Raw genomic sequence first — 23,108 nt, 5'->3', positions numbered from 1 at the left:
TGCGGCGTCGGGTTCATCTCGGGACCAGTCCTGCCGGGGCCGGAGCCGCCGGTCACCGTCGGAGACTCGGGCGGGTAGAGACGCATCCAAGTGTGGGACAATCCCACCACCTGCGCTAACGGAAGCGGCAGCAGCATCCGAAAACAGCGGCATCCCGAAAACAGGGGATGTCGGGATGGGTGCCGCCAGCGGACCCGCCGTGCCCGGTGCGCACGTGTGCGGACCGGGCACGGCGACGAGGGGATGGCTCTGCTCTAGACCACGACGTCGCGGGAAGACCGGCCCCGCTGTTCCCGAGGGTGCCGCTGTTCCCGAGGGTGCCGCTGTTCCCGAGGGTGCCGCTGTTCCCGAGGGTGCCGCTGTTCCCGAGGGTGCCGCCGCCGCCCGGTCTGCCGGTCCCCGTCGCGGCGGACCAGCCCACGGGTGACACCGCACGGGTCGTCATGCGGCGGGGTACACGGCTCGCACTCGGCCTCGATGGTCGCGTGAGTGATGCCGTGCCGCGCGGCGAGCATCGCCTTGATCGCATCGGACACCGATCGGGCCTGCGCCAGGCTGGGATGGCCCCCGTCGCCGTGGGCACTGTCGAGATGGCCGAGCTCCAGATGCACCGACGCGGCGAGGAGTCGGTCGGACAGGCTCCAGACGTGCAGGTCATGCACGTCGAGGACATGAGGGTCGCGCAGGATGTCGGCACGCACCGCCGCGACGTCCAGGCTCGCCGGGGTTGCCTCCAGCAGCACCCGTGAGGCACTCGCCAGCAGCCGCGCCCCCTGGACGGCGATGAGCAGCGCGATCACCAGCGAGACCAGCGGATCCAGCCAGTACCAGCCACCGACCAGCCAGATGGCCCCGCCGGCGGCGGCGACCGCCAACGATACCGCGGCGTCCCCGGCGAGGTGCAGCACCGCGGCCCGGGTGTTGAGATCACCATCGCCGCCGTGGACCACCCACGCGCTGACCCCGTTGACAACGGCGGCGGCCAACGCGACGGCGACCACCACTCCCCCATCCACGAAACCGGTCGAACCGAGGCGCCGCAGGGACTCCACCGCCAGCAGCGCCGTCACGACCAGCACGGCGGCGGYGTTGGCCTGCGCGGCAAGCACCGGCCAACGCACCCCGCCGAAGGTGCGGCTCGCCGACGGCGGCCGCCGGGACAGTGYCACCGCGACGAGCGCGAGCACCACGCCGGCAGTGTCGGTCAGGTTGTGCCCGGCGTCGGCGAGCAGACCGACCGAACCGACCGCGAGCCCCGCCGCCGCCTGCCCGATCACGATGGCGATGTTCAATGCGGTCGCCAGCAGCAGCCGGCGCCGTTGGCCGGCACTCCCGGGCGTCTCGGAAACACCATGACCATGACCATGACCATGACCGTGACCGTGACCGTGACCGTGGCCGTGGCCGTGATCCCGGCCACGACGATCATCGTGGCCGGCGCCCTGGTCACCGAAGGTGCCGGTGCTGGTCATGCGTCGCACGCACCGGCCAGGGCGGCACGGTCGGCGGCGCCCCCGGAGCCGACGTCATCAGCACCACCGGCCTCGCCAAAGACCCCACCGCGGGCCCCGCCGAGGCTCCCCGGCGCGGCAGCCGCGACGGGGGCGGTGACGTTCGGGTGGATGTGGTCGGTGTCGACGGCCAGGACGACGCCGAGAAGATCGTCCAGGGCATGGCGGAGCTTGTCATCGGCGAGCTCGTAGCGCTGCCGGCGACCCTCCGGCGTGGCGACGACCAATCCGCAGCCACGCAGACAGGCCAGATGATTGGACAGATTCGTGCGCCCCACCCCGAGGATCTCCGCAAGATCCGAGGGGTAGGCCGCGCCCTCCCGCAGTACCAGCAGCAATCTGGCCCGCGTCGGGTCGGACAGCGCGTGCCCGAATCGGGCGAGCACCTCGGCATGCGAGGCAACCTTCACCATGCTTCAACGGTACAGCCGGTCCTGACGTCAGCCAACGCTGAACGGAACCGGCTACCGCCCCGTCGGACGGCGACAGGAATCCGTCGCGCCACCGACCTCCCGGGCCGAGTGCGCGAACTTCTCCGGGTACGTGTGCTTCGGCCGGCGAATTTGGGGGACCTGAGGATGGTCTGCGGGCCCTGGACCGTGCCCTGCTCCCCATAACGTGGCCGCCGCGCGATCAGGCGGACCCCTGTGTCCGAGACCCGGGCCAAGTCGGCGCGACGGTCAGGCGTCGAAGAGAGCGCTGACGGACTCGCCGTTGTGGATGCGGCGGATGGCCTCGGCGAGCGCCGGGGCGACCGTGAGAATCTTCAGCTTCGGCACTCGGTCCCCCGCCGGAATTGGCACCGTGTTCGTGCACACGATCTCGGCGACCTCGGGCTGGTCGCCGATGCGCTTARGCGCACCCGCCGCAAACAGCCCGTGCGTACACGCCACCCGCACCGACCGCACGTTCAGCTCACGCAGCCGCTCAAGCAGCTCGAGCACGGTGCTACCCTTGGCGATCTCGTCGTCGAGCACGATGACGTCCCGGCCAGCCACGTCACCGATGACCGTGCTGATGCTGAYCCGGTCGTCGGCGAAACGCTGCTTGGCCCCCGCCGCCACCCGCACCCCGAGCATCCGGGCGAACGCCGCCGCCTCCTTGGCGTTGCCGAGGTCCGGGGAGACCACCGTCGTGTTCGACAGCTCGTAGTGACGGAAGTGCGCGGCAAGTTCCCGCAACGCATGCAGATGATCCACCGGCACGCTGAAGAAACCATGGACCTGCGGCGAGTGCAGGGTCATGGCGAGGACGCGGYTCGCACCCGCGGTGACGAGCAGGTCCGCGACCAGCCGCCCGCCGATCGAGATCCGCGGCGCGTCCTTCTTGTCCGAGCGGGCATAGGCATAGTGCGGCAGCACGACCGTCGTGCGCGCCGCCGACGCCCCGCGCGCCGCGTCCAGCATCAGCAGCAGCTCGACGAGGTTCTCCTGCACCGGTGCGACCAGCGGCTGGATGAGGAACACGTCGCGTTCCCGGCAGTTCGCGGGAAGCTGGACCTCCAGGCAGTCGTTGGCAAAACGCTGCACCCGCACCCGATGCAGCGGCACGTCAAGGTGTGTGCAGATCTCCTCGGCGAGACTCGGATGGGCACTGCCGCTGAAGACGGCGATGTCTCGCACGAACCGCTCCTCGTTCCCTGTTCTCGGTGTCCCCGGTCTCGGTGTCCCCGGTCTCGGTGTCCCGGGCCTCGGTGTCCCCGGTCGACGTCCGATGGACCCGCCCGTCCCGGATGGTATCGACCAGAGGCCGAGTCATGCCGAGGTCCCTAGCGCCTCCCGGATCGACACCCGAGTCCCGCCACGCTTCACCGCATTGCCGTACACCCTCCCGGCCAGCCAGACCAGTGCCCCGATCAGCGCGAGCGTCAGCGCCATCGCGACCACCACCTGCCACCCCGCCACGCTGCCGATCCCGATCACCATCGGCATCAGGACCGGCGCGAACAGCGGAATCATCGCCAGCGCCAGGATGAGGCCGCTGTCCGGCGACCCCGGCAGCACCGAGATGCCCAGCACGTACGGGACAACGATCAGCAAGATCATCGGTGCCGTGACCCCGCCGGCGTCCTCCTGCCGAGACACCAGTGCCCCGGCGGCCGCGAACAGCAGCGCGTACACGGCAAACCCGAGCAGATACCACAGCAGCGCCAGCGCGACCGACCCGATCGCGATCCCGGCCGGAATGTCGAGCTGCCCGGTGGTCAGGCCCAACGACACGCCGACCACCCCGATCAGCGTCAACTGACCGAGAGCCACGGCGCCGATCCCGATGACCTTGCCGGCCATCAGCTGCCACGGACGCACGGTCGCCAGCAGCAGCTCCACCACCCGGCTGCTCTTCTCCTCGATCACCCCCTGCGCCACGGCCGGGCCGAAGATCAGCAGAGACAGGTAGATCAGCCCGCCGGAGAGCAGGCCGAGCAGCAACCGGGCCCCGTCCCGTTCCGAGGCCGGCCGCAGGGCGCTGACCTGGACCGTGGCCGCGGACACGGCTCGCCCCACGACGGCCGGATCACCACCGAGCCCCACGACCTGGCGCTCGAGCGCGACCTGCCGGGCGGCGAGGCTCAACACCGACGTCAGCCGGTCGCCGAGCTCCTTCTTGACGACCACCCGGTAGACGGCGTTCCCCGCCGCGCCAGGGGTCGCAACCACGCGGACGAACGCGTCGACGTCACCGTCGAGCACGGCCCGCTCGCCGACCGCCCGATCCGCCACCGCACGGACCTCGACGTTCTCGCCCAGCGACCGGGCCGCAGCCTCGACCGTCGCCGCCTGCCGGAAGTCGACCGCGGTAAACGCGATCCGGCTCGCCGACGAGCCGCCGGTCAGGGACGTCAGCAGCACCATGGCGCCGATCCCGAGGACGAACAGCCCCGTGGTGATCCGGAAGGCCCGCGACCTGGTCCTGGTCACGATCTCCCGCCGGGCGATCAGCCGGATCACCCGGCCCGACCCCTGCGCCGCGCCATCCAGCCCCCGCACGCTCACGCCGCGTTCTCCGGGAACGCCCCACTCCCCGGCTGCTGCCCGGCCTGCACGACGACGTTACGGAACAGCTCGGTCAACGACGGCCGGCGACGACGGAACTCCCGCACCGGGCCCGTGGCCAGCGCCGCGCGCAGTACCGCCTGGTCGTCGGCGCCCGCGGTGAGGCCCAGCACCGTCCGCGGCCCGTCCCGGTGACGCACGACGACCCCCGGTATCCCGTCGGCCCAGCCCGGCGGCGCCGCCGGCGCGTCCACCACCACCTGCAGATCACCACCCGCGCGCAACTCGTCAACCGAACCGCAGGCGACCATCCGGCCCGCCCGCACGATCCCGACCCGGTCGCACAACCGCTCGACGAGATCGAGCTGATGGCTGGAGAACATCACCGGAACCCCGGCGGCGCGACGCTCCCGCAGCACCTCGCTCATCACGTCGACGGCCACCGGGTCCAATCCGGAGAACGACTCGTCGAGTATCAGGACGACCGGATCGTGCACGAGCGCGGCGGCCAGCTGCACCCGCTGCTGGTTCCCGAGGCTGAGCTTCTGCACCTCGTCGTCCAAGCGGCTGGACACCCCCAGCCGCTCGGTCCACCGCGCCACTGCCCGACGGGCTGCCGGCAGCCCCATTCCGTGCAGTTGCGCGAGGTAGACGAGCTGCTCACCCACCCGCATCCGCGGATACAGACCGCGTTCCTCCGGCATGTAGCCGATCCGGCGGCGGGTGCGTAACGTCAGCGGAACGCCGTCATAACGCACGACCCCGGAATCCGCCGCGAGCACCCCGAGGGCGATACGCATCGTCGTCGTCTTCCCGGCACCGTTGCTGCCGACGAACCCGAACAGCTCGCCGGCCCGCACCTCGAACGTCATCGACTCCAACGCGACGACGTCGCCGTACCGTTTCGACACCCCGTCGATTTCGAGCCGTCCATCGCCCACCTGCACCAGCTTTCCACGGCGTTCCAGGTAACGGTCAACCCCTGCCTCTGCCACCCAGATGCTATTCGCGGTGGTTTTCATGATCAGTTTTGCGTGGTGCGACGATGTCAACACCGTTGATTATCAGGATGCGCCGGGGGGGACGAACGGCAGGCCGGCGGGTGTGCCCTCGGCGAGCAGGCGGCGCAGGGCGCCTGTGTCGAGATGGTCGGCGACGAGGTCACCGAGGGCGTCGAGGCGGCGCTGCCGAGCATCGGCGAAGCACGTGAACGCCGGGACGAACGAACGCCCCGCGGCCGTGGCCACGTCGGCGAGATAGGCGCGGCGGAACGCGTCGTTCTCCAGCACCCCGTGCCAGCTCGTGCCGGCGACCGCGCCGACGCGCACCCCGTCCGCGGCGAACGGCGCGCTGTCCGGATGCTCCTCGACGGTCAGCCGCCCGTGCCGGATCTCGTAGCCGGTCAGCGGTCGGCCGGCGGCATCGGTGGCCGCGCGCCGACCGAGCAGCTTCACCGGGTCGAACGTGGTGATGACCGGGAGCAGGCCGAGACCATCGACCTCGCCCGCACCCGATTCGACGTCGTCACGGATGCGACGGCCGAGGATCTGGTAGCCGCCACAGATACCCAGCACCGGACGGGCCGCGGCGGCGCGTTCGGCGAGGGCCGCGGCGAGACCACGGCGACGCAGCCAGCGCAGGTCCTCGACGGTGGAACGGGTGCCCGGCAGGATCACGAGGTCGGCGTCGGCGAGCTCGTCCGGTCGGGTGGCCAGGCGCACCGCGACCCCGGGCTCGACGCGCAACGCGTCGATGTCGGTCACGTTCGACAGCCGGGGCAGCCGGATGACGGCGACCCGCAGCACCTCCCGCCGACCGCCGTGCGAGGCAGGCCGCGCCTCGGGACAGGGCTCGGCGTCGGGACAGGGCTCGGCGTCGGGGAAGGCAGCGAGGTCGAGGGAGTCCTCGACGTCCAGCCACAACCCCGCCTTCCAGGGGACGACGCCGTGCACCGGCCGGCCGGTGAGCCGTTCGATCTGGCGCAGTCCGGGTTCGAGCAGTCGGGCGTCGCCACGGAACCGATTGATCACCCAGCCGGCAACCAACGCCTGGTCGGCCGCATCGAGCAGGGCCAGCGTGCCGAACAGGGCGGCGAAGACCCCGCCCTTGTCGATGTCGCCGACCACGATCACCGGCAGGTTCGCGGCGCGCGCCAGGCCCATGTTGGCGATGTCGGTCGAACGCAGGTTGATCTCCGCCGGAGAACCGGCCCCCTCGCAGATCACCGCGTCGAACCGGCCGCGCAGGTCGTCCRGGCACTCCAGGACAATCGCGGCCAGCCGTTCCTTGTACGGGCGGTAGCCGAGCGCGTCGACCTCGGCGACCGGGCGGCCCAGCACAACGAGCTGGCTGTGCCGCTGGCCCCCCGGTTTGAGCAGCACCGGGTTCATCGCCGCCTCCGGTTCGACACCGGCCGCCGCCGCCTGCATCGCCTGGGCCCGGCCGATCTCCGCACCATCGGCGGTGACCGCCGAGTTCAACGCCATGTTCTGCGCCTTGAACGGGGCGACCCGCACCCCCTCCCGCGCCAGCCACCGGCAGATCCCCGCGGTCAGCACGCTCTTGCCGGCATCCGACGCGGTCCCGGCGACCAGCAGTCCCCCGCTCACCGGCGGCGCTCTCTTCTCCCGGGCCCACCAGAGCCCCCGGAGCCAGCGCGTCCGGATCCGGTACCGAGGCCGAGGCGCGCGGTCAGGGCGGAGGTGACCAGCCGCGCCACCGGAGCCGCCGCCGCCGTCAGCGCGACACAGACCACGCTCACCGCCGCGGACAACCGGGCCGCGGCTGCGACGTCCGCGCCCTGCGGCCGCCGGCCGAACCCGAGCTCCGGCCGGTGCTCGACGCGGTAGGGGTAGCGCAGCTCTCCCCCGAGCCRCAGCCCCAGCGCCCCGGCGAACGCGGCCTCCACCATCCCGGCGTTGGGGCTGGGATGCGACCGGCCGTCCCGGCGCATGACCCAGTACGCGTCGACCGCCGAACCGCCGACGACCGGGGCGCACGCGCAGGTCACCAGCGCGCACATCCGCGCCGGGAGTAGGTTCGCCAGATCGTCGAGGCGCGCCGCCGCCCAGCCGAAGCGTTCGTACCGGGGGCTGTGGTGTCCGATCATCGCGTCAAGGGTGTTGATCGCCCGGTAGGTGACCAGGCCGGGCAGGCCGGCGAGCGCCCCCCACCACAGCGGGGCGACCAGCGCGTCGGAGGTGTTCTCGGCGATGGACTCGATCGCGCCGCGGGCGATCCCGGCGGCGTCCAGCGACGCCGGATCGCGTCCGCACAGCGCCGGGAGCCGTTCCCGGGCCGCGGCGAGATCGTCGGCGCGCAGCTCCTCGCCGAGGCGTCGGCCCTGACGGCGCAGCGAGGCGCCACCGAGGACGGTCCACGTGACCACCGCCGTGAGCGCGACGGCGCGTTCAGCGGCGCGTTCAGCAGCGCGTTCAGCAGCGCGTTCAGCAGCGACGGCGGGCACGGCGACCGCGGCTAGCAGCACCGCGGTGTGCAGCGCTCCGGGCGCCCGGCCGTCCCGGTAGAGCCGGTTCTCCAGCCGGGACGCGGCCCGCCCGAACCCGGCGACCGGATGCAGCCGCGCCGGGTCGGCGAGCAGCCCGTCCAGCACGGCACCGAGGACCAGACCGAACGCGCGCACGGCACGGGAAGGGACCACGGCACGGGAAGGGACCACGGCTCAGACGCTCATCGCGTACGCGACGACCCCGCGACGGACGGCGTCCATCGCCGCCCGGGCGGTCCGGCGCACCCGCGCGCCGTCCGGCGTTCCCGGGTCCGCCTGCACCATCGGAGCGACCTGCGCGATCTGGTCAAGGATGTCGATGAGCTGGCGCATCCACCGAACGAAATCGCCGGCGGTCAGTTCCACGGAACTGTCGGTCAGCACCCGTTCCAACGTGCGGCCCGCGGCCCAGTCGTGCGCGACGGCGACGAATCCGAGCTCGGGCGGGCGCAGGAACGCGAGCCGGTGGGCCTGCTCGGCCTCGGCGAGCCGCTCCGACAGCCGGACCATCTCGGCGAGGCAGTCGCGTAGCGCCGCGCCGCCCGGCAGCGCCGGGACGCCGGCGTCGTCACCGCGCGGCTCGAACACCAGCGTGGACACGGCGGCGGCCAGCGCCGGCGGGGTGAGATCGTCCCAGATGCCGGCGCGCAGGCATTCGGCGACGAGCAGGTCCTGCTCCGAGTAGATGCGCGCGAGCACCCGCCCGGCGGCGGTGACGCGGTCCCCGTCCAGGTAGCCGAGGTCCTCGAGCGCGGCGCGGACCCGGTCGAACGTCTTCGCGACCGTGTTCGTCCGGCCCTCCACCTTCCGTGAGATCGTGGCGGTCTCCTTGACCAGCCGGTTGACCTGCTCGGCGGAGCGCAGGTGCTCCTCGCGGCGCGGACAGTCGTGCACCGGATGGGCGCGCAGGGCCCGGCGCAGCCGGGCGAGCTCGGCGTCGTCCGCCGCGGCCGAACGGACCCTGGCCCGCCGGCCCGGAGGGGCATCGGGGTTGACGTCGGCGGCGCGCAGGGAGGAGGCCAGATCCCGGCGTGACTGCGGCGAGCGCGGGTTGAACGACCGCGGCACCCGGACCCGGCCGAGCGGTTCGACGGCGATCGGGAAGTCGGTCAGGGACAGCCTGCGAACCTGCCTGTCCGCGGTGAGCACCACCGGCCGCGGGCCGTCGGCGGCATTCGCGGCGGCGTCGGCGTCGAGCACGACAGCGAGCCCACTGCGCCGCCCGGCGGGCACCCGCACGATGTCCCCGGTCCGCAGCCGGGCGAGCGCCGCCGCGGATTCGGCCCGCCGGCGCGCCGAACCCTCCCGCGACAGCGCGGCCTCCCGCTCAGCGATCTCCCGGCGCAACCGGTCGTACTCGCCGATGTCACCCTTGTCGCAGCTCAACGCCTCACGCTTCGCGTCGATCGCCTCGGTGTTGCGCTGCACCGCCCGGGCCAGGCCCACCACGGCCCGGTCGGCCTGGAACTGCGCGAACGACGACTCCAGCACGGTGCGTGCCCGCTCCCGCCCGAGCCTGCCGACCAGGTTGACGGCCATGTTGTACGACGGCCGGAACGACGAGCGCAGCGGATAGGTCCGCGTGGAGGCCAGCCCCGCGAGCGCGAGCGGATCCAGCCCCGGCTGCCACAGGACGACCGCGTGGCCCTCCACGTCGATGCCGCGCCGCCCGGCGCGGCCCGTCAGCTGGGTGTACTCCCCCGGGGTGATGTCCACGCGGCTCTCGCCGTTGAACTTCGTCAGCCGCTCCAGCACGACGGTACGGGCGGGCATGTTGATGCCGAGCGCCAGGGTCTCCGTGGCGAAGACCACCCGGACCAGCCCCTGGACGAACAGCTCCTCGACGATCTCCTTGAAGGTTGGCAGCATGCCGGCGTGGTGGGATGCGATGCCGCGTTCCAGCCCCTCCAGCCACGCCCAGTAGCCGAGCACGGCGAGGTCGGTCTCGGGGATCCCGGCGGTGCGTTCCCGGACCAGGGTCCGGATCCGCTGCTGCTCCGCGGGGCCGACGAGCCGCAGACCCGCACGCACGCAGGAGGTGACCGCCGCATCGCAGCCGGCCCGGCTGAACACGAAGACGATCGCCGGGAGCAGGCCGTCGCGGTCGAGCCGTTCGACGACCTCCGGCCGGCCCGGCACCCACGTCCGCCGGCGCGCGCCGGGCGCCGGCCGACCGCGGCCGACCGCGGGAGAGCCCCCCGACAGCGCCCGGCTCTCCTCGCGGGCCAGCCGCAGCAGGTCCGGGTTCACCACTCGTCCACCGACCGCCGTCGGACCACCACGGGCCGCGGGGATGGCTGCCACGGGCGCCTGGCCGGCACCCCCATTGCGGCCACGGTCGCCACCGCGACCACCCTGGGTGGCCCGGCCCCGTTCGCCGTTGCGGTTGYCGCCCCGCCCCCGTCCGCGGTCCCGGTCGCCGCCGCGGTCCCGGTCGCCGATGGTGGCGCGCCGGGTGCCGGCTACCTCGAATCCGGCTTCGACCCCGACGTTCCACCTCGACCGGACGAGATCACCGTCCAGGGTGGCACGAAGTGCCTCGGGTCCGCCCGGCGGCGGGGTGCCGGCAGTGTCCTCGAGGAACAGGTCGTACAGGGTGCGGTCAGCGAGCACATGCTGCCACAGCGGAACGGGACGGTGATCGCTGACGATGACCCGGGTATGGCCGCGCACCGTGACCAGCCACTCGGCGAACTCCTCGGCGTTGCTCACCGTCGCGGACAGGGAGACCAGCCGGACCTGCGCCGGCAGATGGATGATGACCTCCTCCCACACGGCGCCGCGCTGGCGGTCGGCGAGGTAGTGCACCTCGTCCATGACGACATAGCCGAGGTCGTCCAGCCGGCCGTTGTCGACCGGGCCGGCGTAGAGCATGTTGCGCAGGACCTCGGTGGTCATCACCACGATCGGGGCGTCGCCGTTGCGGGAGGTGTCCCCGGTCAGCAGGCCGACCGAGACGGCGCCGTAGCGGGAGACGAGATCGGCGTACTTCTGGTTCGACAGCGCCTTGATCGGCGTCGTATAGAAGCAACGCGTCCCGGTGCGCAGGGCGAGATGGGCGGCGAACTCGCCGACAACCGTCTTACCCGCTCCCGTCGGGGCCGCGACGAGCACCCCTTCACCGGCAGCCAGCGCCGCGACCGCCTCGAACTGGAACGGGTCGAGTCCGAAGGGGAGGCCAGCGGCGAACTCCACAAGAATCTCGGGCGTGGAGGACACATCAGCCACCCTACGGGACGCGACGGCCGGCAGCCGACCGGTTTATGCCGGTCCCGACCGGCCGGGGAAGAACCTACGAGCGTCAGGTGATGTCGCCGTGGGTGACGTCGGTGCTTGGGGAGACGGGGGCCGTCCCCGCGCCGACGGGTGTTGACGACCCGGTGCCGACCGGGTTCGCCGTGCCGACCGGGTTCGCCGTGCCGACCGGGTTCGCCGTGCCGACCGGGTTCGCCGTGCCGGGCGGGTTCGCCGTGCCGGGCGACGTGGCCGTCGCCGCGGGGCCCGCGGAGGCCGCCGGGCGGGGCGGGGCGTCGTCGAAGTCCAGCGGGGAGGTCTCGTCGTCGTCCAGGTCGGCATACGGGGAGGTGTCCCCGCGGCGGGCCACCCGCCGGTCGTTCAGCCAGCCGATGATCAGCGCGACCTCGTAGAGGAGCACCATGGGCAGGCCCAGCGCGAGCATGGTGAACGGGTCCTGGCTGGGGGTGACGACCGCGGCGAACACGAACACCAGGAAGATCTCGGGCCGCCGCCAGGAGCGCAGCTTGGCGGTGCTGACGATCCCGGCCAGATTCAGCATCATGACGAGCAGCGGAACCTCGAACGACAGTCCGAAGATCAGCAGCATCGCCTGGACGTAGCTGAGGTACCGGTTGCCGTCCAGGACGCTGACCAGCCCGTTGCCGCCGAAGCCGAGCAGCAGGCCCAGCCCGGTCGACAACGTCAGGTAGGCGAAGACCGCACCGGTGGCGAACAGGACGAGGGAGACACCGACGAAGGTCAACGACCAGCGCCGCTCATGACGGTGCAGACCAGGGGTGATGAAGGACCAGAGTTGGTACAGCCACACCGGCGAGGAGACCACCACCGCGGCGATCATGGAGATCTTCAGGCGGATAGTGAACGCGTCGAGGATGCCGAAGAAGTACAGGGTGCAGTCGTTCGCCGCCAGGCCGTCCGGGCTGAACCGCTTGCTCGCCGGCAGGTCGCAGTACGGCGCCTTGAGCCAGTCGAAGATGCGCGGCTCGAAGATGAAACAGACGACACCGGCGATCGCGAACGCGAGGAGCGCGATGGCGACGCGGTTGCGCAGCTCACGCAGATGCTCGGTGAGCGGCATGCGACTGTCCTCGACAGTGCGCGTGCGGCGGTAGTTCACCGAGGCGACGAGCCTTCGCGGCGTGGGCAACCCTGGCACGTCGGCGGCTCCTGGTCGAGAGGAAGGAGGAAGGGGCGCCGGCGGACGCCCGACAGGCCGTGGGACCGCCGTGAGGTCAGCCCCGGTCGGCGGCCGACGCGGTGCCGTTCACGGACGCGGTGGCGTTCACGGACGAGGCGGAGACCTGACCGGGCGCGACGGCCTGACCGGGCGCGACGGCCTGACCGGGCGCGACGGCCTGACCGGGCGCGACGGCCTGCGGCTGGGCCACCGGCGGCTGGGCCTCGATCGGCAACGGGGCCGGCTGCGCCGCGGGCGCGGGCTGGTCATCCTCGCGCAGGCCCTTCGTCTCGGCCTTGAAGATGCGCAGCGAACGACCGAAGGAACGCGCGGCGTCGGGAAGCTTCTTCGACCCGAATAGCACCAGAACGACGAGGGCGATGATGATGATTTCGGTGGTGCCCAGGTTTGGCATGGTCGGCGTCCTCCGATGAGCGCGGTACCGGGCCCGGTCCGACGACCGGTGCGATCGATGCTACGTCCGCCAGCCTAGGAGGGGATAGACGGCGTGCGGGTATCCCGGAGATGACGGATGCGCAACGAAGTCAGCCTGCACGATAGCTCGTAGCACTCGGCGGGCAAAGCGTGTCCACAACGACACCGGAAACCMAAATCATCACCGACCGCTACCTCGTCAACCCGGAAGTCCCAAATTGTGGCGACACAACGTCGTATGGCACGATCGACGTCACGCGACGGTCGCTCCCGTCAGACCACACGGGGACCACGGATCCGGTCGGGCGAGGAGCCGGTCAGGACGTGCGTTCGGCGAGCCGCGCGCTGACCTCGGCGTGGTCGAGCCGCGCCGCGAGCGCCGCGGTGTCCGAGGCCAGGACCGAGACCCGCGCGGACAGCTCCGTCGTGACGGCCCGCACCGCGCGCATCTTCTGCCACACTCGCCACGCACTGAGCGCCAGCAGGGCAAGCGCGCCGACGATGAGGACGAGGTAGAGGAGCGCCCAGAGCATACCGATCACCCTACTCGGCGGTCGGCGTGAGCCCGTAGGCGAGCAGGGCCCGGCGGGCCAAGGCGTGCACCTCCTCGGCGAGCGCCGGCGGCTCGACCACCCGCACGTCGGCCCCGAGGCCGAGGACCAGCCGGTGCAGCCAGAAGGTCTCCCCGGCGTACAGCGTGACCTCGAGCCGTCCACCGGGCAGCTCGCGCATCCCGGTGACCGGGTAGTAGTCGGCCACCCACCGGGCCGGGGACGCCAGCTCCAGCACGACCCGCACGTCCGCCGGGCCGGGCCGGTAGATCCCCTCCCTGGTGTCGCGGGACACCGTGCCCGGCGGCGGAACCGCCGGGGCGTCGAGGATCGTCACCCCGCCCGGCCCGTCGATGCGGTCCAGCCGGAACAGCCGCACCGCCTCCGCCCGGTGGCACCATCCCTCCAGGTACCAGCGGCCGTCCTGGACCAGCACCCGCATCGGGTCGACCTCGCGCTCGGTCAGCTCGTCGCGGGACCACACCAGGTAGCGCAGATGCACCCGCCGGCGGTCCCGCAGCGCCCGCTGCACCACCGCGAGGACCTCGTCGTGGACGTCGAGGGTGACGCGTACCTGGCCGACGGCGGCGGTGCCGGCGGTGCCGACCGCCTCCTCCAGCTTCTCCAGCGCCCGATCCAGGGCCTCGCGGCCGGCGAGGCCGGGCACGTCGGCGAGCGCGCGGGCGGCGACGATCAGGGCGGTCGCCTCRTCGACCGACAGCCGCAGCGGCCGGTCGAGGGTCTGCGGATCGACGATGGTGATCTGATCGCCGGAGTAGCTCAGGTCGATGAGGTCCCCGGGCGCGCCGCCGGGCAGGCCGCAGACGAACAGCAGGTCGAGGTCGTCGCGCAGCTGGCGGGGGGTGATCCCGAAGGCCGCGGCCGCCTCGGTCAGGGAGATCCCGGGATGCGCCCGCAACCAGGGGACGAGCGCGAGCAGCCGGCTCAGCCGGTCGGTGGCGGCGCTCACCGCGTGCCCGGGGCGGGCGGTGGACGATGAGCCGGGGCGGGCGCCGCCCGACGGATCATCGGGCGCTCACCGGACGTTCGTCGCGGCGCACCCCCGCAGGTGGGGACGCCACGTCGCGGGCGGCGGTGCCCGCGAGGGCCGCCCGGAGCCGACCGACCACAGCCGCGCGCAGCTCGGGTGGGTCGACGACGACGACGTCCGGACCCGATCCGACGATCCACCGGGCGAGCTGTTCGGTGTCGGCGAAGTCCATCTCCAGCAGATCCATGCCCGGCGGTGGATTCGTATCCGGCGACGGGCGGGCGTACCGCCGCAGCGCGTGCGCGCTGCCCCGGCGGACCGCCAGCGTGGCGGTCCGGAAGCGGTCCGGGGGGGCCTGCGCCGAGACCATCGCCCGCAGATCGACCCCTGGCGGGACCTGGACCGCGCCGGCCGGTCCGACCATGCGCACCGGGCCGGTGAACCGGGACAGCCGGAACACCCGGGCCGCGCCACGGTGCAGATCGTGCCCGGCAAGGTACCACCGCCCCCGCCACGACAGCACCCCCCAGGGCTCGACGTGCCGGTCGGCGGAGTCCGTCTCACCGACCTTCCGGTACGGGAAGCGGATGGTCCGACCGGCCTGGACCGCCGCGAGGCACTGCTCGAAGGCCGGCTCGGTCGCATCGACCCGCGGTTCGAAGCCGTCGAGCACGCCGAGCCCGCCACCGCTCACCGCGGCCCCGCCCGCGGCGAGCTTGCGCAGGGCGCTGGCGGCCGGCCCGGCGAGCGCCGTGCTCGACCACAGCGAGCCGGCGACGGCCAGGGCCGCGGCCTCGTCCGGTTCCAGGGCGATGTCGGGCAGCGCGTAGTCGCCGCGGCGGATGCGGTAGCCGGTCTCGTTGCTGAACGCCGAGTCCGCGCCGGTCTCCAAGGGGATGCCGATCTCCCGCAGATACGCCTTGTCCCGCTCGAACATCCGCCGGAAGGCGTCCTGCTCCTCCTCGGTGCGCCCGGGCTCGTAGCCCTCCACCAGCTCGCCGATCTGGGACACGGTGAGGAAACGCGATGTCGCCATCAGGCACATCGTCAGGTTGAGGAGCCGCTCCACCCGTCGCCGGGACACACCCGTAAAGGGTAGCCGCCGGAGTTCACCGGGCACGCAGCACCCCATCACCGCCGCTGGCCCACCGGTCGCACCGGGCCCACCGGGCCACCCGCGGCCGGGCCGGGTGAGGGCCCGTGGGCTACGGCTGGCCGGCGCCGGCCCCAACACCCGGCGTGGCCCCAACACCCGGCGTGGCCCCAACACCCGGCGTGGCCCCAACACCCGAGGTGGCGCCGTCGACCGCGATCAGGTCCACCACGAACACCAGAGTGTCGTCGGCGAGGATCGTCGGCGGACGTCCCCCCACCGGGCCATATCCGAGGTCCGGCGGGATGATGATCTGGCGGCGGCCGCCGACGCGCATCCCGTCGATGCCCTGCCCGAAGCCGGCGATCGTGCCGTCCAGCGGGAAGGTCGCCGGCTGGCCCCCCGCCCAGCTGCTGTCGAACTCCTTGCCGTCGCGCCAGAGCACGCCCACGTACCGGACGGTGACGGTGCTGGTGGCGGAGGCGAGCGCGCCGTGACCGGTCACGAGATCGGTGGTGACCAACGTGGCCGGCGCCGTCCCCCGGCCCGCCGCGGAGATCGGCTTGCGGCTCAGGTCGGTGGCACCCGCGACCGCGGGGACCCGCCCGGAGGTGTCGTCGACGGCCGTCCGGGAGGGCACCGGCGCCGCCCTGGTGCCGTCGGGGGCGTCGGAGGCGCCGCAGCCGACCAGGAGCGGGGCGAGCAGCACGGCGGGCAGCACGGCACCCGCGAGCGGGTGCCGGCGGGTGGCGGACGGCCGACGGCCGCTGCCACGCGAGCCGGGACGGGCTGACGCGAAGGGCAGGACGACGCCGGCGCGTCGCGGCACGAACATCACAGGGGCTCGAGTCCTCACATACTGGCGATGAGCTTGTCGACCCGATCATCAACGGAACGGAACGGGTCCTTGCACAGGACCGTACGCTGGGCCTGATCATTGAGCTTCAGGTGGACCCAGTCGACTGTGAAGTCCCGGCGTTTCTCCTGGGCACGCTTGATGAACTCGCCGCGCAGCCGGGCGCGGGTGGTCTGCGGGGGGCGTGACTTGGCCTCGAAGACGTCGAGATCACGGGTGACGCGCTCGACCAGACCAGCCCGTTCCATCCGATAGTACAGGCCCCGGTCGCGGTGGATGTCGTGGTATTTCAGGTCGAGCTCGGCGACCCGCGGCGAGGCCAGCGACAGCCCGTGCTTGTGCCGGAAACGCTCGATGAGCACGTACTTCGTCACCCAGTCGATCTCACGGGCGACGAGCTCGAGGTCGTCGGTCTCGATCGCGAGCAGGGTACGGCCCCACAGGTCGAGCACCCGCTTGGCGACCTCGTCCCCGTCCCCGCCGCGGCGCTCCACGAACTCGACCGCCTTGGAGTGGTACTCCCACTGGATGTCCAGCGCGCTGACCTCACGTCCGTTGRCCAGCTTGATCCTGCGCTGGCAGGTCATGTCGTGGCTGACCTCGCGAATCGCCCGGATCGGGTTCTCCAGGGTCATGTCCCGCAGCATCACACCGGCCTCGATCATGCGCAGCACCAGGTCGGTCGCCCCGAGCTTGAGCAGCATGGTCGTCTCGCTCATGTTCGAGTCGCCGACGATCACGTGCAGCCGCCGGAACCGCTCGGCGTCGGCGTGCGGCTCGTCACGGGTRTTGATGATCGGCCGGGACCGGGTGGTCGCCGAGGACACCGACTCCCAGATGTGCTCGGCGCGCTGGGAGATGCAGTACACCGCGCCCCGCGGGGTCTGCAGCACCTTGCCCGCGCCGCACAGGATCTGCCGGCTGACCAGGAACGGCACCAGCACGTCCGCGAGCTTCGAGAACTCGCCGTGCCGACCGACGAGGTAGTTCTCGTGACAGCCGTAGCTGTTGCCGGCGGAGTCGGTGTTGTTCTTGAACAGATGGATGTCGCCGGCGATGCCCTCCTCGCGCAGCCGTCGTTCGGCCTCGACGAGCAGGCCCTCGAGGATGCGTTCCCCGGCCTTGTCGTGGGTGACCAGGTCGGGCACGGAGTCGCATTCCGGGGTGGCGTACTCCGGATGGCTACCGACATCCAGGTAGAGACGGGCGCCGTTCTTGAGGAACACGTTGCTGCTACGTCCCCATGACACGACACGACGGAACAGGTACCGTGCCACCTCGTCCGGGGACAGCCGTCGCTGCCCCCGGAACACGCAGGTGACGCCGTACTCGTTCTCCAGTCCGAAGATGCGGCGGTCCACGTCTGTGACCCTATGCTCGGATGCCGCCTCGGCGCGCCGGGACGCTCGGGCCGGATGTCACCCTGATGCGGATTCGCCCCTCCTGCGGACGGACGGGTCGACCGACAACCGCCAGGCCCAGCCCGACGACGAACCAGCCGGCGAGGACCAGTACCGGACGGCCACCGCCGGCACCGTCGAAGTAGGCCGTCGAGCGCAGCAGCGTGGCACCCGCCCCCGGCGGCGCAAACTGGCCGATGTCGCCCCAGGGCCGTGGCAGCATCTCCGGGGCGGAGRCCGCCGCCGACAGAGCGGCACCGGCGACCAGAACCAGCACCGCGGCGACGAGACCCGGCACGCCCGCGACCGCCCCGAGTCCCAGGACCGGCCCGGCGACGGCCAGCGCCAGCAACGTCACGACCGCCATCGTCGTCAGGAACTCCCCGGGCAGGACGTCCAACGCCCCCTGCAGCGCGACGGCCCCGGCGAAGCCGGAGAGCACCGCGAGCGCGGCGAGCCCGGCGAGCCGGATCACCCGCGACCCCACCATCCGTGCCAGCAGCACGCCGGCCGCGGTGATCACCAGCGTCAACGGGAGGTAACCGGCCGCCAGCCCGCCGCCGGCCTGGTCCCGTGGCGCGTTGGCCACCACGTCGACCACCGGGATCTCCAGACCTGGCATGAACACCCGGATGCCCCGGGTCAGCGCCTCGGTGACCGCCGGACTCGCCGCGGAGGCGACCCGCAGGGTCAGGCCGTTGCCGCCGATGACGATCGCGGCGTAGGCGTCACGCTCGCGCAGCGCACGGTCGGCGGCGGCCACCGTCGGCACCGTGCGCACCGTGAGGGCGCCCGGCTCCACCCGGCTGATCTGGTCGGCGAGCGCGGTCGCCGCGGGTGCCGGGCCCACGGTGAGGATCGGCAGGTCCCGGGGACGCAGACTGGTGACGGACGTTCCGTACAGCCAGACCAGGACGCCCATCAGCAGGGCCATGCCGACGGTGATGACGGCGATCCGCCGGACACCGTGCGTGCCGAGCCCGTCAACGCCGCCGAACCGGGCCCACGCCCGTCCGGCCGGATCGGCCGGGCCGGGCAGGCCGGGCAGGCCGGGCAGGCCGGTCTCGCCCGAGGCCGGCGGGGGCGACGGCGCCGAGTGTCCCGGCTCGGGGCGCTGCCCCGGAAGAGGATCATGTTCGCCGCCGCCACGATGCCGTCCCCCGGTCACCACAGGAGGACTCCGACGGTCCGGTCGACGTGCGCCGGGTCCACCGCGCCCTCCCAGGCCGCCGCCACCCTCGGCAGTGGTTGCCTCACCGCGTCCTCCCTCCGTCCGGCGACACCCGCCAGGCTGCTACAGGGAGTAGCGTGACGCCTTCATGCTGTCGGGGCTTGGCCGGCGGCGTGTCGCGGCCGGCATGTCCGGGTGAATCCGCCGGTCCGCGGCGGTTCCGGACACCAGGTGGTCGACGGACCATGGGCGGGACAGGCGGATCGGGCGGGAAGGCTCCCCGGCGGGAAGGATGGCGCCATGGCAACCRGAACGAACGACGCGGCGTCCCATCGAACACGACATGACGGCGAAGGYAGGGCCMGGCTGCGGGCGCAGGCCGTCCGCGGCCGCGGCGGGCTGCCGCTCACGGTCCTCGCCCCGGCCGCGAAGGACCCGCCGCGCGGCGGCTTGGTCGTCGTCCAGGACGCCCGAGGCATCACGCCGTACCTGGTCTCCGTCTGCGACCGGCTCGCCGCCGCCGGCTGGCTCACCGTGGCCCCGCACCTGTATCACCGCGACGGGCTGGACGAGGTGGACCCGGCCGACGGCTGGGCCGCGGCCACGTCGACGATGGGCACCCTGTCCGGCGCGGGCATCGACGCCGACATCGACGCGGCGCTCGGRCACCTCCTCGCCGCGGGCTTCCCCGCCGAGCGGAGCGCGATCATCGGCTTCTGCATGGGTGGCACGGTCGCGCTGCACACCGCCACCCGGCACACCCTCGCCGCGGCGGTGTCGTTCTACGGCGGCGGGATCAGCACACCGTACTGGCCCGGCATCCCCGCCCTGGTGGAGGCGGCACCGTCGTTGCGCGGGCCGTGGCTCGGCCTCTACGGCGAGGAAGACGCCCTGATCTCCACCGACGAGATCGCCGCCCTACGAGCCGCGGCCGCCCGCTCGGGCGCCCCGACGGAGCTGGTCAGCTACGCCGGGGCCGGCCACGCCTTCCACAGCGACGACCGGGAGGCGCTCTACCGCCCGGTCGCCGCGGCCGACGGCTGGTCACGGGCACTCGCCTTCCTCGACCGGCACGTTCGCCCCCGCTGAGGCGCCCGGCCGGCCAATCGAAGATCGTCACCATCGACCTCACGAGCATCACCCATCTGGCGTCCAGAGGTCACGGTGAGCGCACGCGAGAGATCGGCGGCGGATGAGGGCGGCGGTGCGCGCCAGGTACGGCCCACCGGAGGTGGTGGGAATCCAGGAGGTCGACAAGCCCGCGGCCGGCGGCGGTCCGGGCCCCGGACGGTGCCGCGGCTAGGCTGCTCTGATGCCACGTCATAGCTGATGCCACGTCATAGCTAGCGATAGCTGGCGCGGCTCAGCGTAAGTCTGCTCTGCTGGCAGCGTAACGGTTGGAGTATGGGGACCGGGATCGTGGATGCGTCCGTGCTGACGGTTTCGGACGCGGCGACACTGCCCACCGAGGTAGTCCTGGCTCGGCTCGCCACGACCTCGGTGGGGTTGTCCTCGGCGGAGGCGGCGGCGCGATGGGCCCGGGTGGGGCCGAACGCGGTGCGCACCCATCACGCCCGTGTGCTCGCGGTGCTCGTCCGCCAGGTACGCAGCCCCTTGCTTGTGCTGCTGCTGGTGGCGGCCGCGGTGTCGTTCTTCGTCGGGGAGCGCGCCAACGCACTGATCATCGGCGTGATCGTCATGTTCGGAGTGGGGCTGGGGTTCGCCAATGAGTACCGTGCCGAGCGCGCCGCCGAGGATCTGCACTCCCAGCTGCGTCACCGGGCGGTGGTGTGCCGGGATGGCCGATGGACGTCATGCGAGGTGACCGCGCTGGTACCCGGAGACGTGGTGCGCCTTGAGCTGGGTTCGGTGGTGCCCGGGGACGTGCGCATCCTGTCCTCGGTCGCGCTGGAGTGTGACGAGGCGGTCCTCACCGGCGAATCGCAACCGGTGGCCAAGGGGCCGGCGCCGGTGCCCGCCGGCGCCACGCTGGGAGAGCTTGCGTCGTGTGCGCTTATGGGCACACTCGTGCGGACCGGCTCGGCGGCGGCCGTGGTGGTCGCCACCGGCGCGCGTACCCAGTTCGGCCGGATTGCGCTCGGACTGGGYGAACGGCACGAGGAGACCCAGTTCCAGGTGGGGCTGCGCCGGTTCTCCGGGCTACTGGCCCGGGTCGCCGGCGTGCTCACCGGCTCGATCTTCGTCATCAACCTGGTGCTGGCCCGGCCGCTGATAGACGCGTTGTTGTTCTCGCTGGCCATCGCGGTGGGCATCACCCCGCAGCTGCTGCCCGCGGTGGTGACGACCAGTCTCGCCACCGGGTCCCGCCAGCTGGCCCGCCGCAAGGTGCTGGTGAAGCGGCTGGTCTGCATCGAGGACCTCGGCGACATCGAGGTCCTGCTCACCGACAAGACCGGAACCTTGACCGAAGGACGGATCGGTTTCCATCACGCCCTGGACCCCACCGGTGCCCGGTCGGACCAGATCCTGCTACTCGGACTGGCCTGCACCGAAGTACCCGGCAACCCGGCAGTACCCGGCAACCCGGCAGGGACAGCTGGCGGCAACCCGCTGGACGCCGCGCTGTGGCAGGCTCCCGGTGCCGCCAGCCTGCCGGTGTCCAGGTACGTCCAGGTGGCCGCCGCGCCGTTCGACCACGACCGGCGCCGCGCGTCCGTGCTGGCCGACGGCCCGGACGGCCGAGTCCTGATCGTCAAGGGTGCTCCGGAAGGCCTGCTGGCGCGGTGTCGCGACGTCCCCGGCTCGGCCGCGGCGCTCCTCGACGCCGAGTTCCGCGCCGGCAGCCGGGTCGTCGCCGTCGCGTCCAAGCCGGCCCCGGACCTGGACACGGTGACCGCCGAGGACGAGCACGACCTCGTCCTCGCCGGGTTTCTGATCTTCCTTGACCGGCCCAGGCCGTCGGCCGCACAGGCGCTGGCCCGCCTCGCCGCGCTCGGCGTCACCGTGCGAATCCTGACGGGGGACAACGCCATCGTCGCCGAGCACGTGTGTGACGCTCTCGGTCTGGCCGACGGGGACACCGTGACCGGCGACCAGCTCGACCACCTCGACGACGACACTCTTACCGCGAGGCTGTCCACCATCCGGGTCTTCGCCCGCATGAACCCGGRCCAGAAGACCCGCGTCATCCGGCTGCACCAACGCGCCGGCACCGGTGCCGCCTACCTCGGCGACGGCGTCAACGACGCGATGGCGTTGCACCAGGCCGATGTCGGCATATCCGTCGACTCCGCCACCGACACGGCCAAGGACGCGGCCGACATCGTGCTCCTGGAGAAAGATCTGSACGTGCTGGCCGACGGGGTCGTCGAAGGCCGGCGCACCTTCGCCAACACGATCAAATACGTCCTGATGGCCACCTCCAGCAACTTCGGGAACATGTTCAGCGCCGCCGCCGCGTCGGCGTTCCTCCCTTTCCTGCCGATGCTCCCGTCGCAGATCCTGCTCAACAACCTGCTCTATGACGCCGGCCAGCTGACCATCCCGTCCGACCGGGTCGACGAGGAGCAGCTTTCCCGCCCGTCCCACTGGGACATCGGCTTCGTCCGCCGTTTCATGATGTTCTTCGGGCCGGTCAGCTCGATCTTCGACTTTCTCACCTTCGCGATCATGCTCCAGGTCTTCCATGCCGGCCCGATCCTGTTCCGTTCCGGCTGGTTCGTTGAATCGCTCGCCACCCAGACCCTGGTGATCTTTGTGATCCGCACCCGGCGAGTGCCGTTCCTCCGTAGCCGCCCAGGCCGGCTCCTCACGGCGGCCACCCTGCTCGTCGTCGTGGTCGGCGCGCTGCTGCCGGCATCTCCGCTGGCCGGCGGACTCGGCTTCCACGCGCTGCCGATCGGGTTCTTTGCCGCGCTCCTCGCCATGATCGCCAGCTATCTTGCCCTCGTCGAAGCCGGCAAGCACGAGTTCTACCCACATCTCGCCGGGACACTGATCGAACCACCTCACCGGCACCGGCACCGGCACCGGCTGCACCGGCGGGCGGCACGCTTCAGTCACTCCGGTCGGCTTCCGACCCGGTCCCCCGCACCGCCACCACGCTGAGTTGGGGTCGCCACCGGCTCGCAACCGGTGGGCCTGGGCGCACCGCCGACCGGAGCGCGCGCACGCAGGCGGCGTGTTGGCCGCCGACCGGGGATC

18 protein-coding genes are annotated in these 23,108 nt (G+C 72.2%); 2 read left to right on the top strand and 16 right to left on the bottom strand.

All coding sequences use genetic code 11. From position 1 onward, the window contains the following. Window positions 1-254: 254 nt before the first annotated feature. The 16 genes from Manayef4_RS20075 to Manayef4_RS20000 all read right to left on the bottom strand — a co-directional run bounded on the left by Manayef4_RS20075 (window position 255) and on the right by Manayef4_RS20000 (window position 18,944). Window positions 255-1,472, bottom strand: a complete 1,218-nt coding sequence (locus Manayef4_RS20075; protein WP_070132819.1) for a cation diffusion facilitator family transporter — start codon at window positions 1,470-1,472, stop codon at window positions 255-257. Beyond that, a complete protein-coding gene (locus Manayef4_RS20070) occupies window positions 1,469-1,924 on the bottom strand; it encodes a metalloregulator ArsR/SmtB family transcription factor (RefSeq protein WP_011436996.1) in 456 nt (151 codons plus the stop codon). The genes Manayef4_RS20075 and Manayef4_RS20070 overlap by 4 nt, the downstream gene beginning before the upstream one ends. A gap of 267 nt (window positions 1,925-2,191) precedes the next feature. Beyond that, window positions 2,192-3,133, bottom strand: coding sequence for a ribose-phosphate pyrophosphokinase (locus Manayef4_RS20065; protein ID WP_070132817.1), 942 nt, complete (start codon window positions 3,131-3,133; stop codon window positions 2,192-2,194). A gap of 132 nt (window positions 3,134-3,265) precedes the next feature. Further along, window positions 3,266-4,504, bottom strand: coding sequence for an ABC transporter permease (locus Manayef4_RS20060; RefSeq protein WP_011436998.1), 1,239 nt, complete (start codon window positions 4,502-4,504; stop codon window positions 3,266-3,268). Beyond that, window positions 4,501-5,445 carry an ATP-binding cassette domain-containing protein gene (locus Manayef4_RS20055; RefSeq protein WP_049761086.1) on the bottom strand — a complete coding sequence of 315 codons (945 nt, stop codon included), beginning with the start codon at window positions 5,443-5,445 and terminating at the stop codon, window positions 4,501-4,503. Before Manayef4_RS20055 ends, Manayef4_RS20060 begins: the two co-directional genes overlap by 4 nt. 123 nt (window positions 5,446-5,568) lie before the next feature. Next, the gene (locus Manayef4_RS20050) at window positions 5,569-7,113 is read right to left on the bottom strand and encodes a cobyric acid synthase (protein ID WP_070132815.1); all 1,545 of its coding nucleotides are present in this window, start codon (window positions 7,111-7,113) and stop codon (window positions 5,569-5,571) included. Then, window positions 7,110-8,183 (bottom strand): cobalamin biosynthesis protein, encoded by a 1,074-nt coding sequence (locus tag Manayef4_RS20045; RefSeq protein WP_070132813.1) that lies wholly within the window; start codon window positions 8,181-8,183, stop codon window positions 7,110-7,112. Before Manayef4_RS20045 ends, Manayef4_RS20050 begins: the two co-directional genes overlap by 4 nt. A 3-nt stretch (window positions 8,184-8,186) precedes the next feature. After that, entirely contained in the window at window positions 8,187-11,231 is a 3,045-nt protein-coding gene (locus tag Manayef4_RS20040; RefSeq protein ID WP_070132812.1) for a DEAD/DEAH box helicase, read from the bottom strand. An 82-nt stretch (window positions 11,232-11,313) separates the two neighbouring features. Beyond that, window positions 11,314-12,426 carry a twin-arginine translocase subunit TatC gene (gene tatC / locus Manayef4_RS20035; RefSeq protein ID WP_070132810.1) on the bottom strand — a complete coding sequence of 371 codons (1,113 nt, stop codon included), beginning with the start codon at window positions 12,424-12,426 and terminating at the stop codon, window positions 11,314-11,316. 76 nt (window positions 12,427-12,502) lie between these two features. After that, window positions 12,503-12,862 carry a Sec-independent protein translocase subunit TatA gene (gene tatA / locus Manayef4_RS26805; RefSeq protein ID WP_070132808.1) on the bottom strand — a complete coding sequence of 120 codons (360 nt, stop codon included), beginning with the start codon at window positions 12,860-12,862 and terminating at the stop codon, window positions 12,503-12,505. Between the two features lie 337 nt (window positions 12,863-13,199). After that, complete coding sequence (locus Manayef4_RS20025) at window positions 13,200-13,415, bottom strand: hypothetical protein (RefSeq protein WP_011437005.1); 216 nt, start codon at window positions 13,413-13,415, stop codon at window positions 13,200-13,202. Window positions 13,416-13,425: 10 nt separating this feature from the next. Beyond that, entirely contained in the window at window positions 13,426-14,403 is a 978-nt protein-coding gene (locus Manayef4_RS20020) for a YafY family protein (RefSeq protein WP_011437006.1), read from the bottom strand. Between the two features lie 55 nt (window positions 14,404-14,458). Beyond that, entirely contained in the window at window positions 14,459-15,508 is a 1,050-nt protein-coding gene (locus tag Manayef4_RS20015; protein ID WP_082456717.1) for a WYL domain-containing protein, read from the bottom strand. 121 nt (window positions 15,509-15,629) lie between these two features. Beyond that, window positions 15,630-16,355, bottom strand: coding sequence for an FKBP-type peptidyl-prolyl cis-trans isomerase (locus Manayef4_RS20010; RefSeq protein WP_043590950.1), 726 nt, complete (start codon window positions 16,353-16,355; stop codon window positions 15,630-15,632). A gap of 14 nt (window positions 16,356-16,369) precedes the next feature. Beyond that, the gene (gene pafA / locus Manayef4_RS20005; protein ID WP_070132806.1) at window positions 16,370-17,734 is read right to left on the bottom strand and encodes a Pup--protein ligase; all 1,365 of its coding nucleotides are present in this window, start codon (window positions 17,732-17,734) and stop codon (window positions 16,370-16,372) included. A gap of 10 nt (window positions 17,735-17,744) precedes the next feature. After that, complete coding sequence (locus Manayef4_RS20000) at window positions 17,745-18,944, bottom strand: hypothetical protein (protein WP_070132804.1); 1,200 nt, start codon at window positions 18,942-18,944, stop codon at window positions 17,745-17,747. A 300-nt stretch (window positions 18,945-19,244) separates the two neighbouring features. Here Manayef4_RS20000 and Manayef4_RS19995 point away from each other — a divergent pair, with 300 nt between their 5' ends. Further along, a complete protein-coding gene (locus tag Manayef4_RS19995; protein ID WP_070132802.1) occupies window positions 19,245-20,033 on the top strand; it encodes a dienelactone hydrolase family protein in 789 nt (262 codons plus the stop codon). 315 nt (window positions 20,034-20,348) lie between these two features. Next, complete coding sequence (mgtA, locus tag Manayef4_RS19990; RefSeq protein WP_070132800.1) at window positions 20,349-23,012, top strand: magnesium-translocating P-type ATPase; 2,664 nt, start codon at window positions 20,349-20,351, stop codon at window positions 23,010-23,012. Window positions 23,013-23,108 lie beyond the last annotated feature (96 nt).

It is taken from the genome of Frankia sp. CgMI4 (assembly GCF_001756285.1).
Lineage (GTDB): Bacteria > Actinomycetota > Actinomycetes > Frankiales > Frankiaceae > Frankia > Frankia casuarinae.
Note: the sequence above shows the minus strand (reverse complement) of the source record. Positions and strands in the feature narration are given on the sequence as shown.

What these genes read in the sequence shown, in the direction of transcription:
- tatA (WP_070132808.1), bottom strand. Translation starts at nt 12,862, where the DNA reads ATGCCAAACCTGGGCACCACCGAAATCATCATCATCGCCCTCGTCGTT.
- Manayef4_RS20025 (WP_011437005.1), bottom strand. Translation starts at nt 13,415, where the DNA reads ATGCTCTGGGCGCTCCTCTACCTCGTCCTCATCGTCGGCGCGCTTGCC.
- Manayef4_RS20070 (WP_011436996.1), bottom strand. Translation starts at nt 1,924, where the DNA reads ATGGTGAAGGTTGCCTCGCATGCCGAGGTGCTCGCCCGATTCGGGCAC.